The sequence below is a fragment of the Nosocomiicoccus sp. HMSC09A07 genome, from assembly GCF_001808485.1.
GTDB classification, from domain to species: Bacteria; Bacillota; Bacilli; order Staphylococcales; family Salinicoccaceae; genus Nosocomiicoccus; species Nosocomiicoccus ampullae_A.
Genome location: NZ_KV793634.1, coordinates 405,831 through 421,559, shown reverse-complemented (window position 1 = coordinate 421,559; position 15,729 = coordinate 405,831). Strand labels below are relative to the sequence as shown.

The 15,729-nt window shown below is 37.6% G+C and carries 12 protein-coding genes; 1 reads left to right on the top strand and 11 read right to left on the bottom strand.

Going from position 1 to position 15,729, the window contains the following annotated elements:
- Positions 1-44: 44 nt before the first annotated feature.
- The gene (locus HMPREF3177_RS06310) at positions 45-2,165 is read left to right on the top strand and encodes a DEAD/DEAH box helicase (protein ID WP_070457776.1); all 2,121 of its coding nucleotides are present in this window, start codon (positions 45-47) and stop codon (positions 2,163-2,165) included.
- A gap of 267 nt (positions 2,166-2,432) precedes the next feature.
- On the opposite strand, the gene HMPREF3177_RS06305 is transcribed toward HMPREF3177_RS06310, so the two are convergent.
- From HMPREF3177_RS06305 to HMPREF3177_RS06255, 11 genes are all read right to left on the bottom strand, one after another.
- Entirely contained in the window at positions 2,433-3,299 is an 867-nt protein-coding gene (locus HMPREF3177_RS06305; protein WP_068130431.1) for a 2-oxoacid:ferredoxin oxidoreductase subunit beta, read from the bottom strand.
- A 17-nt stretch (positions 3,300-3,316) separates the two neighbouring features.
- Positions 3,317-5,035 carry a 2-oxoacid:acceptor oxidoreductase subunit alpha gene (locus HMPREF3177_RS06300; protein ID WP_068130434.1) on the bottom strand — a complete coding sequence of 573 codons (1,719 nt, stop codon included), beginning with the start codon at positions 5,033-5,035 and terminating at the stop codon, positions 3,317-3,319.
- 95 nt (positions 5,036-5,130) lie between these two features.
- A complete protein-coding gene (locus HMPREF3177_RS06295) occupies positions 5,131-5,889 on the bottom strand; it encodes a TIGR00282 family metallophosphoesterase (RefSeq protein ID WP_068130438.1) in 759 nt (252 codons plus the stop codon).
- A gap of 47 nt (positions 5,890-5,936) precedes the next feature.
- Positions 5,937-7,496 (bottom strand): ribonuclease Y, encoded by a 1,560-nt coding sequence (gene rny / locus HMPREF3177_RS06290; protein ID WP_070457774.1) that lies wholly within the window; start codon positions 7,494-7,496, stop codon positions 5,937-5,939.
- 140 nt (positions 7,497-7,636) lie between these two features.
- The gene (gene recA, locus HMPREF3177_RS06285; protein ID WP_068130443.1) at positions 7,637-8,674 is read right to left on the bottom strand and encodes a recombinase RecA; all 1,038 of its coding nucleotides are present in this window, start codon (positions 8,672-8,674) and stop codon (positions 7,637-7,639) included.
- Positions 8,675-8,839: 165 nt separating this feature from the next.
- Entirely contained in the window at positions 8,840-9,424 is a 585-nt protein-coding gene (gene pgsA, locus HMPREF3177_RS06280; RefSeq protein ID WP_068130445.1) for a CDP-diacylglycerol--glycerol-3-phosphate 3-phosphatidyltransferase, read from the bottom strand.
- 3 nt (positions 9,425-9,427) lie between these two features.
- Positions 9,428-10,177: a helix-turn-helix domain-containing protein gene (locus HMPREF3177_RS06275; RefSeq protein ID WP_068130448.1), complete on the bottom strand. Its 750-nt coding sequence runs from the start codon at positions 10,175-10,177 to the stop codon at positions 9,428-9,430.
- Between the two features lie 14 nt (positions 10,178-10,191).
- Positions 10,192-10,881, bottom strand: coding sequence for an SDR family NAD(P)-dependent oxidoreductase (locus HMPREF3177_RS06270; protein ID WP_070457772.1), 690 nt, complete (start codon positions 10,879-10,881; stop codon positions 10,192-10,194).
- Positions 10,874-12,148, bottom strand: a complete 1,275-nt coding sequence (yfmH, locus tag HMPREF3177_RS06265) for an EF-P 5-aminopentanol modification-associated protein YfmH (protein ID WP_070457769.1) — start codon at positions 12,146-12,148, stop codon at positions 10,874-10,876. Before yfmH ends, HMPREF3177_RS06270 begins: the two co-directional genes overlap by 8 nt.
- Positions 12,138-13,394 (bottom strand): EF-P 5-aminopentanol modification-associated protein YfmF, encoded by a 1,257-nt coding sequence (gene yfmF / locus HMPREF3177_RS06260; protein WP_070457766.1) that lies wholly within the window; start codon positions 13,392-13,394, stop codon positions 12,138-12,140. The genes yfmH and yfmF overlap by 11 nt, the downstream gene beginning before the upstream one ends.
- A 2-nt stretch (positions 13,395-13,396) precedes the next feature.
- Positions 13,397-15,727: an FtsK/SpoIIIE family DNA translocase gene (locus tag HMPREF3177_RS06255; RefSeq protein ID WP_070457764.1), complete on the bottom strand. Its 2,331-nt coding sequence runs from the start codon at positions 15,725-15,727 to the stop codon at positions 13,397-13,399.
- Positions 15,728-15,729: the final 2 nt, after the last annotated feature.

Sequence of the window (15,729 nt, the reverse complement as noted above, 5' to 3'; positions counted from 1 at the left end):
TTAAAAGTAACTTTTTAAACAAAAATCTAAGGAGTTAATGAGATATGGATGTTCAGTCAGAAAAGTTTCAAGTAGAACAGCTGAAACGTAATATTGATAATTTTCTAACGCATATTAGTGATGACACAATGAAAACCGCGCTACAAAACATACAGAAAAGACGTGCGGAGAGTGATATTAAAGTTGTCCCGGTAGATGTTTTAATTGATGATAATCGTAGACTCATCACAAGTTTACGTGAAAATAACATTTTCAACATCGGAGATTTAAGACGATTTGATTCGAAGTCTTTACAAATCGTACTCAAAGGGGCCGAACCTGAAGAAGTCGAACGATTAGTAAAAGATAAAGACGAAATGATCCGCGACATTACGAATCATACGTTCCCCAAAATTGATATTGATAATTTAACTCAAGATGCGCGTACATTATTAAATTATTGGTACTTTAATACGACATACAAAAATGAAGTGGAACAGTTAAAAAATGAAACTGTTACAAATGACGCGGAAAATCTATTAAAAACGATGAAGAAAAAACGTGGTATTTTTATGTCGTGGTTTCAATCTTCAGCTGAAAAAGAAAAGATTAACGCGGCGTTTCATCAATTTGAAAAAGTACAACCAGAGCTCAGTCAACTACATAAAGATGTCGATACGCTCTATAGTGATCTAAATAATGAGTTAAAAATAAAAGAAGCATTTATGAATGACAGTGCGTCATTTTATGCATTTATAGAATCTAGAACAGGCGTCTCGTCGAGTCAACACGCAGGCGATTTACCTTCAGTATTAGTTGAAAAAATAACAAACATGGACCTCGACGTATCACTACTTACAGGTGGAACATTACGTCCGTATCAAGCATTCGGAACGAAGTATGCGTTGTATAACAAACGCACGCTAATCGGTGACGAAATGGGGCTCGGTAAAACAATTCAAGCACTCGGAGTGATTACGCATTTATTTAAGGAAAATAAAACGCGCGCATTTGTCATTTGTCCAAAAAGCGTGATGGCGAACTGGGCGCATGAAATTGAAAAATGGACGAGCATCCCTGTAAAAATATTTCACGGTGCTAAGCGTGACGAAGCGTTTAACGAATGGCTTGAAACACCGAGTATTTTAATTACAAATCCAGAGCATACGAAAAACATAGATTTCGACGCATTAGATTTTATCGACTGCTTAATTATCGATGAAGCGCATTTAATTAAAAATCCAAATACACAGCGTACTAAAAATGCTATGGCGCTTGCTGAAAAAAGTGAATACGTCATGATGATGACAGGTACACCGATTGAAAACAATTTAAACGAGATGAAGCACTTAATCGGCATATTACAACCTCAAATCATTAAAGAAATCGATAATAATCCACGTATGAATGAACCAGAAACATTTAAAACGATCGTATCACCTGCCTATTTAAGACGTAAACGTATCGATGTGTTAAAAGAACTCCCAGATATAGAATTCATCGAGATGTTTTCTGAAATGAGTCAAAAAGAACGTCAGTACTATAACGACGCGGTTCGAGAAGGCTTACCTGGTCTTATGAAGATGAGACGAGCTGCATTTACTGGTAATAACATCAACGATTCTGAAAAACTCGCGAACTTAATAGAAATTTGTACAGAGGCAAAAGAAAACGGTCATAAGATCTTAATCTTCAGCTTCTTTAAAGATAATTTAGAGCTCATCCATCAAACACTCGGTGCGCAAAGTGCGGGGATAATTTCTGGAGACGTTTCAATGAACGAACGTCAACAAATGATCGATACGTTTACACATCGAGAAGCAGGTGCAACGTTAATCGGTCAAATAGACGCAGCTGGAGTTGGGTTAAACATACAAGCTGCGAACATTGTAATTTTATGTGAACCACAATGGAAACCATCGACAGAACTTCAAGCAATCGGTCGAGCGTATCGTATGGGACAAACGAAAAACGTCATCGTGTATAGATTGTTATCGGAAAACAGTATCGACGAAGCAATCACACAAGTTAGAGATGAAAAACTAAAATCATTTAACCTATACGCAAACGACTCAAGCGTTGCTGATATCTTTAAAGCTCAAGAAATAGAAATTAATGAAAAAGATATTCAAAAAGAAGCGTTTGAAATCGAAAGAAAACGATTAGAGGAGAGCCATGGTGCATAGACGGAGTTGGAGTTTATCTTAATTTTACGCAAAATCGATTTGCGTAAACGAGCGCTCAGTTTCGTTGACAATTAGAGCTTTTGTGTCAAATTAAAGAGCATCCCTTTTACAGAAAAGCGATTTATGTTAAACAATAAATAATAATTTTATAATAACCCGATTTGCGTAAACGCATGTTTAAATTCGTTAACGCAAAATATCCAAAACCTCTCACCCAAAACAAAAAGAAACACGCAAACTAAGATTTCTCTTAATTTGCGTGTTTTATTATGCGAAATGATTCATCAGTTCGTTAAACTGATCGTCTTTTAACTTTAAATCATGATTAACGACTGCTTCATCTAAATAGCCGTCGATATGTGATGCATATGATTTAGAGTGATTGTCTTGATATAAAATTCCTTTTAATAACCCTTCGTGCTCGTTAATGTAGTTCATTACTTTGTTGCGATCTTCTCTATCGTAGTCTTCGATATCTTCGATATCAGTCACACGTTCTTTAAACCATTCATATGTGTTCACTTTGTTGTATGTGACACACGGACTATAAACGTTTACGAATGCGAAGCCGTCGTGTTTAATTGCCGCTTCAATTATTGCAGTTAATCCTTTAATATCAGACGAGACACTTTGAGCGACAAATGTCGCACCGCTTGCCATCGCAGTTGATATTGGAACGATTGGACTTTCAATTGAACCGTTTGGTGTCGTGTTCGTAACAAATCCTTTCGCACTTGACGGTGATGTTTGACCTTTTGTTAAGCCGTACACTTGGTTATCCATGACGATATACGTCATATCAATGTTACGTTTGATCGCGTGAACAGTATGTCCAACACCGATCGCAAATCCGTCACCATCTCCACCTGTTGCGATAACTTCTAAATCTTTATTGGCCATTTTAATACCTTGGGCGATTGGTAGACTTCTACCGTGTGTTGCGTGGAAACCATATGAACGAATATATCCGGATACACGTCCACTACAACCGATCCCACTGACTAATGCTAAGTCTTCTGGCTCTAATCCAACGTTTGCAGAGGCACGTTGAATCGCAGATTGAATACTGAAGTGACCGCATCCAGGACACCAGTTTGGCTTTATATCGTTTCTAAAATCTTTAAATTTTGCCATGACTATTCATCCTTTAATTACAATAATTCGTTCAAATGACGTTCGATTTCTACCGGTTTTAACGGCGTACCGTCATATTTATTAAACTGAGACATTTTACCATGGTGTGGGTAGTTCATCTTAATGATGTTATATAGTTGTCCCGTATAGTTTTGCTCGACGACGAGTATCTCTTTAGCGCCATCTAAGTATGGCTGTAGTGCTTCAATTGGCACTGGGAACAGTTGACGCATATGAATCGTCGTTATATTTTTATCGATACGTTCGACCGCTTCATCGACTGGGCCGTTACCACTTAAGAAACTAATGACGAGTAACTCAGAGTCTACGTCACCATTTACTTTAAACGGTGCATCGATCGTTAGTCCCTCAAGTTTACGCATACGTTTGTCCATTTGTGTTTTACGGTTCACTGCACTTTCGTTAGGCGTACCGTTCGGGTTATGTTCAACACCCGTGACGTGGTGAATACCGCCTTTCACTCCAGGAATCGGTCGTGCGGAAATACCACTTTCTGTCACTTTAAAGCGTTCAAAGTAACTTTCGTCTCCGTCGATGTCTTCAGTAATCATTTGTCCTCTATTAATGACGACTTTTGAAGGGTCAAACGGATTTGATGACTGCTTACCGAGTGACATTTGTAAATCTGATAAAAGAATGACAGGCACTTGATATTCATCTGCTAAGTTAAACGCTTCAGTTGTCAGATAAAATGCATCTTCTACGTCTGTTGGTGCGAGGATGATTTTTGGAATTTCACCGTGCGTACCATAAATCATCTGCATTAAATCCGATTGCTCTTGCTTTGTAGGAAGGCCTGTTGACGGACCTCCACGCATCGTATCGACGATTACGAGTGGCGTTTCAGTCATACCTGATAGTCCAATAGACTCCATCATAAGTGACAGTCCAGGACCTGAACTAGATGTAAAACTTCTTGCACCTGCATAGTTCGAACCGATTGCCATCGTAACCGCTGAAATTTCATCTTCAGTTTGGATGACTGTACCATCGACCTTTGGTAAATGTTCGATCATATACTCCATAATGTCACTCGCTGGAGTAATTGGGTATGCTGCCATAAAACGTACACCTGCGTTTAATGCACCAAAACCTATCGCATCGTTACCAATGAGATATAAAGAATCACGAGTTTCAACTTTTTCTAATTCAAAGTCTCCGTCGATTTGGTCGAGTCGTTCTTCGATATAATTAAACCCGTCTTTTAATGCATTTATATTATTATCGACAATTTCTTGCCCTTTACGTGCAAACATCGTATAAATCATATCTGTAAACTTCTCAATATCAAGATGCATAAGACTTGCACTTGCACCGACAGCAACCATGTTTTTCATTAACTTACTGCCGTGTTCATTTGCGATTTCAGTAAATGGAACTGCGATGAGCTGAACGTTTAAATCCTCTTTTACTTCTGGTTTAAACTTTTCGTCAGCTAATATTACACCGCCATCTATTAACTCGCTTGCGTTAATATCGATCGTCTCTTGATCGAACGCAACTAATATATTTGTGTGGTCGCTAATTGATCGTACTTCTTTTGTTGAAATACGAATGTTGTTGTTCGTATGACCACCTTTAATTCTTGATGAAAAGTGACGGTAACTATATAAGTAGTACCCCATACGGTTTAACGTCGTTGAGAAAATTTCACCTGTCGACTCAATTCCCTCACCTTGTTGTCCACCGACTTTCCATGATAATTGACTGATCATTTTCGTGCCTCCTCTAACAATTAAATCATATCAAATTTAACTGTTGAATTCAGTGTACATACTGTCATTCACTTAAAATTCATACTTATGTCCGATTACTCTCGTATTAAAATCGGTTCAATTGTCTGTTTGACTGTATCAATCACTACTGCAGATAAAATACCATCACCTTTATCAGGTACGACATGTCGTTTTGGTAATTGGTCTAAAAATCTAGAAATGACCGCTTCTTTATCGATACCGAGTATGCCATCTTTATACCCTGTCATACCGACATCTGTTATGTACATCGTCCCGTTGTCTAAAACGACTGCGTCGTTCGTTTGAACGTGCGTATGCGTCCCGACGACAGCATTCACTCTACCGTCTAAATAATATCCCATTGCAATCGCTTCAGATGTCGTTTCACAGTGAAAATCCACAAATATTTGATCAGCGGATTCTCTTTTTAACAATGCATCGATTTCTGTAAACGGGTTATCAATCGACTCCATAAAACTACGCCCTTGTAGATTCACAATCATTAACGTTTCATTGTTAATATTTACTTTTTTAAATCCTTCGCCTGGAACGATTGACGGATAATTAAGTGGACGGATAATTTTTTTATCTGCTTCAAAGAGTTCAAATACTTCATCTTTATGAAATGCATGGTTTCCGAGTGTGATAAAGTCCACACCGTATCCCATGAGCTCTTTATAAATCGCTTTTGTCATCCCTTTGCCGTGTGCAGCATTTTCTCCGTTTGCGATTGTATATTGTATGTTATATTCTCGTTTTAACTCTGGTAAATTTTCCTTTACCATTCGACGCCCAATTTTACCGACAATATCTCCAATAAATAAAATTCTCAATCTTTTATTCCTTTCATAAAAAAAGATTGGAAACAATGTTCCAATCTTTATTTGGCATATTCTACAGCCCTCATCTCACGGACAACTGTCACTTTAATATGTCCTGGATACTGCAGTTCATCTTCGATTTGTGATTTAATATCTCGAGCGAGTCGATATGCTTGTACATCATCGACGTCTTCTGGACGAACCATAATTCGAATTTCTCGTCCCGCTTGAATGGCAAACGACTTCTTTACGCCGTCGTAGCCTTCTGCAATTTTCTCTAAGTTTTCAAGTCGTTTTACGTAATTTTCTAACGTTTCACGACGTGCACCTGGACGTGCTGCACTTAATGCGTCAGCTGCTGCAACGATTATAGAAATGATACTCGTTGCTTCAACGTCACCATGATGTGAAGCGATTGCGTTAATCACTGTCTCGTTTTCTTTGTAGCGTTTTGCTAAGTCTACTCCGATTTCTACGTGTGAACCTTCGACTTCATGGTCGATCGATTTACCGATATCGTGGAGTAATCCTGCACGTCTCGCGAGACTCACGTCTTCGCCAAGTTCAGCAGCGAGCATACCTGCTAAAAATCCAACTTCTACTGAGTGCTTTAATACGTTTTGACCGTAACTTAAACGGAATTTCATCTTACCAAGATGTTTAATGAGTTCAGGATGTAAATTATGAATATCCAATTCGAATGCTGCTTGTTCACCAGCATCGCGAATGATACTCTCCATATTACGTCTCGCTTTATCGACCATTTCTTCAATGCGTCCTGGGTGAATACGTCCATCTAAGACGAGTTCGTCTAACGCATTTTTAGCGATCGTTCTACGTATTGGATCGAATCCTGAAAGGATAACCGCTTCTGGTGTATCGTCGATAATTAAATCGACTCCTGTTAACGTTTCAATCGTACGAATGTTACGACCTTCACGTCCGATAATACGACCTTTCATTTCGTCGTTTGGTAAGTTGACAACAGATACCGTCGATTCACTCGTGTACTCTGCTGCGTATCGTTGAATCGTCGTCGCAAGCAATTCTTTTGCTTTTCGGTCCGCTTCATATTCCGCTTGTTCTTGACGCTCTTTTAGCATTACAGCCATATCGTGTGACAGTTCTTTTTCGAGCGCTCTAAAGATTTCATCTTTAGCTTCAGCACTTGTTAATCCGGAGATGCGAGTTAATTCATCATTTTGTTGACTGATGATTTCATTAATCTTTTGTTCCTTGGCATCCACCGATTGCTGTTTGTCTTCAATTTTCGCTTCTTTTAAATCTAATATCTCATCTTTCTTATCTAGAGTTTCACTTTTTCTATCTAAGTTTTCCTCTCGAGAAAGTAGTCGAGATTCAAAAGCTTGTAGTTTTTGTCGTGCATCGTTTTGCTCACGATCAAACTCTTCTTTTAACTTTTGATTGTATTCTTTTGCTTCAAGCAATTTCTCCTTTTTTAAATTCATCGCAGTTTTATTTGCTTCTTCGATGATATGTTCAGCTGAAGATCTTGCTTGTTGCTGCTTATTCGTCATAATTCTATTGACGATTAAATATCCGATAACAACACCGAGAATAATACCAAGTAAGATTAAGAAAATGTCTTTCATGTCCACAAAAAACACCTCCCTAATACATGCTATTCACGTGTTGGTTAAAAATGTGTATTTTAAATATAATAATTTATCATACAGATTTCATTTTATATATTTTACATAAAAAAATCAAGCATGAGAGTGACTCATGCTTGATAATATTACTCATCAAATAGGCTGTTTTCTACTTCTTCACTTTCTTCAGTGACTTCACCTTCAAAGCCTAATTCGTTTCGTAATTTATCATTAATTTCTTCTAGTACTTCAGGGTTATTCGTTAAGTACTCTTTTGCGTTTTCTTTACCTTGACCGAGTCTTTCCCCGTTATAAGAGTACCACGCACCGCTTTTATCGACGATGTCGTATTCGACTCCGAGATCGAGAAGTTCACCTGTTCTAGAAATACCTTGTCCGTACATAATATCTACTTCTGCTACTCTAAATGGTGGTGCAACTTTGTTTTTAACAACTTTAATTTTCGTACGGTTTCCGACGATATCTTGTCCGAGTTTTAACTGTTCTGCACGGCGCACTTCTAAACGAACTGAACTGTAGAACTTCAGCGCACGTCCACCAGGTGTCGTTTCCGGGTTACCGAACATAACTCCAACTTTTTCACGAATTTGGTTGATGAAAATCGCTGTCGTATTACTTTTAGAAATTGCAGCAGATAGTTTACGTAATGCTTGTGACATCATTCTCGCTTGTAAACCGACGTGAGTATCTCCCATCTCACCTTCGATTTCTGCTTTTGGTGTTAATGCTGCAACTGAGTCAATAACGACGATATCCACTGCACCACTTCGTACGAATGCTTCGGCGATTTCTAATCCTTGCTCCCCGTGGTCTGGCTGAGACAGGTATAAATTCTCGATATCGACACCTAAGTTTTTAGCATACACTGGGTCCAGTGCGTGCTCAGCATCGATAAATGCAGCGATTCCACCTTGACGCTGCACTTCAGCAATCGCATGTAATGCGACTGTCGTTTTCCCTGAAGATTCTGGTCCGTAGATTTCGATAATTCTACCTTGTGGATATCCACCGACACCGAGTGCACGGTCTAATGTGATCGAACCTGATGACGTCGTTTTTACTTTACGTCCAGGATCGTCACCGAGTTTCATAACGGCACCTTTACCGAACATCTTATCCATATTCTTTTGAACAGTTTCTAGAGCTTTTTGTCTTTCATCCATCTATTACATTCCTCCGAACTATCTTTTAAATCATTTTTCGATATTTAAAGTATACCATAACAAAAAATAAAAGACGAATATATGTTCGTCTTTTATGTGCTAAATTTCAAATATTAAATTCAGTATTTTAAATATCGCTTACTTTTTAAAGCAGATAATTAAAAGTTACGCTTTTTGATTTAAAAACACGTCTCGTCCTTTGTAGAAATACTCAATCATCGATAAAATCGTGAAGAACACTGCGATATATAGAGATATCATACCGATAGATACCCCGATATAATTGACAAATAAATCTCCAAATAGAAGTAAGACGAGAGCAACCATTTGGAATACTGTTTTAATTTTTCCTAAATTACCAGCGGCACTGACAAACCCTTGTTCGATTTGAAGTAAACGTAATCCTGTAACTGCAAATTCTCTTGCGATAATTACGATAGCGATCCAACTTGAAATTACTGACCACTCGACTAATACAATGAGACCTGAAGCGACGAGTAGTTTATCTGCAAGTGGGTCTAGAAATTTACCCATATTTGTAATTAAATTTAACTTTCGTGCTAAATAGCCGTCTAACGCATCTGTCAGTGACGCGACGACGAAAATAATCGCTGCGATAAGTTGCTCAATTAAAATCTCGTTTCCTCCAAGTATCGCTACTGTACCGAAGTTAAAATCGTTAATTGCAAATATAATAAAGACCGGTATTAGTATGATTCTTATCACTGTAATCCAGTTAGGTAAATTCATAGTTTACTCCCTCTCAATCGTAAAATGATAAAACAACGTGCCGTCATTTTGTACTTCATCGTCTTCTAATTCAACATCATTCACAAAAATACTGAGTTTGTCGTTGTCTTCAACTGCAATAAATAACTCTGATGCATCTGACTGAATTAAATATGTCTCATCATTAATTGTTTCGTTAACATACGTATTATTGTTATCGTCTGTCATGTTGACAGTACTCCCGTCACCTTTAAACGTGACGTTAATGTCATTTGACGTATTTATCGTATAAAATGCTGTATTGTCTTCAACGCGCTCTAGCGTTACGTTAAACGTGTCGCTTTCTTCTTTAGGTGAGACTTCGACCTCATCATATACAGGAGACTTTCTAAAGTAATCTCCTTGTCCACCGACTTGTAAAAGAACAAGCCAAAGAACAAACAACACTCCGATCACAATTAAAAAAGTATATATCGTCTTTTTTAAATAGAGCATGTCTTTATCGACTTTATTTTCTTTACGTTCTTTATAGACCGCTTCTTTTGTCGGTATTTCGTCACCATAACGTTCAAACAAATCGTCACTATTTAACTGTAAAGCATCCGCATACGTACGAATTAAATACTTCGTATGACTACTATCCGGAAGCGCGTGATAGTCGCCTCTTTCAATCGTTTGAATAATGTCACGACGAATATTCGTACGTGCTTCAATTTCACGTAACGTAATGCCTTTTTGTTCTCTCACATTTCTTAAATATGGTCCTAAACTCATAATTTAACCCTTCTTTATAACGTGTACCATCCACCGTTAATATTTAGCACTTCACCTGTGATCGATTGACTCTCTTTACTGAGTACGAAGTTCACAAGTTTTGCAACTTCAACTGGTTCAATCAGTCTTTGCTGTGGTAACTCTTCGAGTAAAACTTTAATATCCTCTTCACTTAAAAGATTAGTCATCTTACCTTTAACAGCACCTGGTGCGACGGCGTTAATCGTAATATTCGTACCCGCGTACTCGACAGCGAGTGAACGAACGAGTGTGTTTTGTGCACCTTTCATCGACGCATAAACACTTTCACAACTCGCACCAATTTGACCGTACACACTTGAAATGACGACGATGCGTCCGTGTGAACTCTTCTTTAATCTCGGTAATGCTGCCTGTATAAAAACAATTAAGTTCCGCACTTGGATGTTATACTGTTCGTCGATAACATGTAGTGGTGTATCTTCTAGCATATCAAAATACGCACTACCAGGTGTATAAATTAAACAATCGATTGTTTCGATATGTTTAAACGTCGCTTCGACTTCTTCAATAGAAATCGGCTGTGATAAGTCAAAGTAATGATGCAAATTGTCATAAGTTGACGGTGTGTGTCTAGAATAGCTAATGACGTGTTCGTCTTTTAATTCGTTATGTATTGCGGATCCAATGGATCCGCTACTTCCAACTAGTATGACGTTACGCATTTTTCATCATCACGACAGAGGCATAGTCGTCATTTAATACAGTGTTAAATGCATCCTTCACGTCATCGACGGTAATCGAATCGACGATATTTGGAATGTCATAAAGGTTGCCACCGTCTAATAAATATTTTGTATATTGATTTGCAATATATTCTGGTGAATTTAAAGAAGATAAATAGTCACCAATTGTTTCACGTTTTTCGCTTTGTAACATCTCTTCAGTGAAATAATCCGTATTTTTAACTTCATCGATAATCGCCTGAATTCGTTGAATCGTTTCTTCAGGTTTTTCACTATGTGCAATAAATAGCGTGTGTGAGAAGTCAGATTCCCCTTGGAAGCCGTATTGGAAACTATCATCTACAAGATTTTCATCGATTAGATCATAGAAATACTGAGATTTCGCTCCAAATACCATCTCTAACGCAAACATCATTGTGAAATCGAGTTTTAATAACGACGCGTCATCTAAATCGTGATTATATTTATATCCGAGCATCACTCTGTCATCCGACACGTTCATCTTAATTGTTTTTTCTTTGTCGTGAACGTGATTTTCTTCAGTCACTGTATGAAGTGTTAACTCTTTCGGGTCGTGATTACGTTTTGATTGATGTGTTTCGATAAAACTAAATAACTCACTATCATCTAAATCACCGACGACGATTAACACCATATTGTTCGGTGCGTAAAATGTCTCATGACACAAATATAAATCTTCTTTTGTAATTTGTTGAATCGATTCGAGCGTTCCAGCGATATCAATACGAACCGGATGTGTGTTATATAGTGACTCCATCATCGTAGAGAATAATTTATACCCCGGATTATCTTGATACATTTTGATTTCTTCGTTAATAATACCGACTTCTTTTTCAACAGATTGATCGGTGAAATAAGGCTCTTCGACCATATCCATAAGGAGTTTTAAGTTGTCATAAAAGTTGTCTGTACAACTAAATAAATAACTCGTACGGTCAAAAGATGTAAATGCATTCGCACTTGCACCGTGTTCACTAAATTTATGGAAGACATCACCATCTTCTTTTTCAAACATTTTATGCTCTAAAAAGTGTGCGATTCCGTCAGGAATTTTGTGCGTCACACCGTCGACTGTAAAATGATTATCTACAGAACCAAAACGCGTCGTATACGTCGCAAACTTTTTGTTAAACCCTGGCTTTTTAACGTAAATGACTTCTAATCCGTTTGGGAGTGTTTTACTAATGACTGTTTCTTCAAGTGCTTCATAATATTTAACTGTCATCACTTTCTCCTCCTGTTAGCGTATATACCGTATCGAGATGAATCGAGTGCGCTGCTTCAATAATATCTTCACGCGTAATGCTTTCAACTTTTTCTTTAAATTCATCATCTGTCAATCCTGTTAAGTTTTCGCTATATACAATTGATATCATACCTTTTGCTCGATCTTTACTGTTTTCTCTATCTGATAATAACTTTTTCTTCGTCTCTTCTAAAAACTCAGTAGTAAAGTCACCATTTTGGAATTTTTCAAGTTCGATAATGATGTGCTGTTCCGTTTCTTTCACACGTGAGTGGTCAACTCCAGCTAAAGCAAATAAATATCCATTTTTAACATCGACGTTTGAACTAATTTGATACGCTAACGAACGTGCTTCACGTAAATGCTTAAATAGATAGCTCGACGCGCCACCACCAAACATACGGTTAAAAATACGCACTGACATTTCGTTAGTTTTTTCTTTATCGATTCTAAAACCTAAAATTGCTTTAGACTGTTCTACGTCGTCATGCATTACTTTGTAGTTGACAATTTTTTTAAGATCTACTTCATAATTATTGAACGGTAATTCAACATAGTTTTCTCTATCGTAGATTTTTTGTAAAAGATTAATTGAACGATCGTCAATATTTCCACAGAGTAAAATCATCATTTCGTCCGTATCCATCATCGTCTTGTGAACTTTTTTAATGTCATCGATTGTAATTTCATCGATATCTTCAATATTTCCGTAAGACAGTTGTCCTTCTGGTTTATCTCCAAACATCTCTTTTAAAAGACCTGTGTATGCGCGCTGCATACTGTTATCCATCATACTTTTTAGACGGTTTTTATAGAGTCGTTTTTCTTTTTCTAAAAATTTAACCGTTTCTTCATCGTAAGAGAATGGTGTCGTTAACACGTCATTTAATAGTTTAGACATGTGTTCTAATATGTTTAAGTCTTCTTTAATAAAACGTTCGTTTACAAACTCTAACGTAAAGTGGACGAGATGACTCGTCCCAACTTTTGACGTTTGATACGTTAGATGTGCACCGTAATATTCTGATAAATACTGTACGAGTGCCGCTTCACTATTATGCGTCTTTGTACGTTTTACCATCATGCGAGCAAGTAAATTTCTCGCTGTAACAGTGTTTACATCTAACTCATTTCTAAATGTGACGCGTAACGTGAATGTTTTAAATTTATTTGTATCGATCGTTACGATTGGAATGTTATTTAATCGTTCATTTCTAATTTCCAATACTAACTCTCCCTCTCATCCATTTCGTCTTCTGTGACGAGTACGTTTCTCGGCTTTGAACCACTTGCTGGTCCGATTATACCGTTACGCTCTAAATCGTCAACGAGACGCGCTGCACGGTTATAGCCGATTCTAAATTGTCGTTGAAGTAAACTTGCACTTGCGCGCTGCTCTGTGATGACGAACCATTTCGCTTCCCCGTATAATTCGTCTTCAGATTCAACTTCTTCTTTTTTCGGCTCTTTTTGATTTAATATGACCGACTTATCGTAATTTGCTTTCATCTGGCTCGTGACGTAATTGACGACATCATTCACTTCTTCATCTGATAAAAATGCCCCTTGGACACGAACTGGTTTTGATCTACCAGATGGTAAGAAAAGCATATCCCCTTTACCTAGGAGTTTTTCTGCACCCCCGGAGTCTAATATCGTACGAGAGTCAGTCGTTGAGCTGACGGCAAATGCAATACGTGACGGTATGTTTGCTTTAATGATCCCTGTAATAACGTCAACAGATGGACGCTGTGTAGCGATAATTAAATGAATACCTGCAGCACGTGCCATTTGTGCAATACGCGTAATACTTGCTTCAACGTCTTTACTTGCGACCATCATTAAATCAGCAAGCTCATCGATGATGACGACGATATACGGCATTTTAGATACTTTATCTTTATCTTCAGCTGTACGTTCTAAGTAATTGTTATATGCTGAAATGTTCTTAGTATTTGTTGCACTAAATAAGTCATATCGGCGTTCCATCTCGTTTACGACGCGTTGTAAAGCGTCCGCTGCTTTTTGTGGATTCGTCACGACAGGACTTAGTAGGTGTGGAATACCGTTATATACATTTAACTCCACCATTTTTGGGTCAATCATCATTAATTTTACTTCGTGCGGTTTTGCGTTTAGTAAAATCGAAATGATAATACCGTTAATACATACGGATTTACCGCTTCCTGTAGACCCAGCAACGAGTAAGTGTGGCATCTTGTTTAACTCTGCCATAATCGGTGCACCAGAAATGTCTTTACCAAGCGCAACTTCTAGCGGGTTTGTACTCGTCTTACGCTTCATAACTTCACGTAATGTAACCATTGAAACGACCGAGTTCGGCACTTCAATACCGACAGCTGATTTACCAGGAATCGGTGCTTCGATACGAATATCTTTTGCTGCAAGCGACAGTGCAATATCATTTTGTAAATTAATAATACGGCTGACCTTTACGCCGATATCCGGCTGCACTTCAAACTGTGTCACGGCTGGACCGATTCTAATTTTTGACACTTTCGCTTTTACACCAAAGTTATGAAGTGTTTCTTCTAAAACTTTACCTTGTTTTAACACGACGTCATTTGACATCTTTTCTGACACTTCAGCATCTTTTAGTAATGTAATCGGTGGTACTTTATACTCGAGAAGCTCTTTAATTTCTTCTTCGTCTAGTTCGTCGAGTGGAGTATTCTCCTCGACGTCTTCAATCGAGTCATCGAGTTCCTCTTCTTCGTACTCTAAATCAACAGTCTCATCTTTTGTTTCTACGAGGTCACTCTCGATATCATCACTACCGACAATTTCAGGTTCATATACTGCTTCTTCGACTTCTTCTTCGATATCATCATGACTTGAAGACTCGATAATTGGATCTTCAACTTTCGTTTTCTTTGCTTTTTTCTTCTCTATTTTTTCTGGTTTATTCGCACGTTTTTCTTTATTTTTCTCGATGATTTCAGACGTTTTACTATTGATACTTTTACTAGTCACTGATAACAATTGTCCGACGCGAGAAAAATCTTTACGCAGTTGTTCTTCGACGCTTTTATTTCGAATCATAATAATCGAAAAGTAAATAAACACAGCAGCAAGTAAAACTGTACCGATAAAGCTGAGCGTGTTATTCATCGCTGTAAATAGTACTTGACCAATAATTCCGCCACCGGTGAAGTTTTTAAATCCTGTCGTAGCGATCGTATTTTTTATTTCATCAAAACTATAAAAATTATTAATGAGTGGTTTGTTCGTTAAATAAAGCACACTATGGAATAAAAAAATCAGTCCAAATTGTAGCAATATATAACCGAACATGCGCTTTGTGAATGGGAAGTTACGGTTCATGGCGACGTAAATACTCGTTAATGTAATGATTAAGTACGTAAAATATTTACTCGTTCCAAACAGGTACGTAAATATTGAATCGATATATTCACCAAAACTACCGAGTTGAAACAAAGATATAAAGACAAGTAATAATGTGATAAAACTCGTTAACGCATAATAGGTTTGGCGCTCATCTTTCTTTTTACGACGCGTTGCTTTCTTTTTCGCCATCA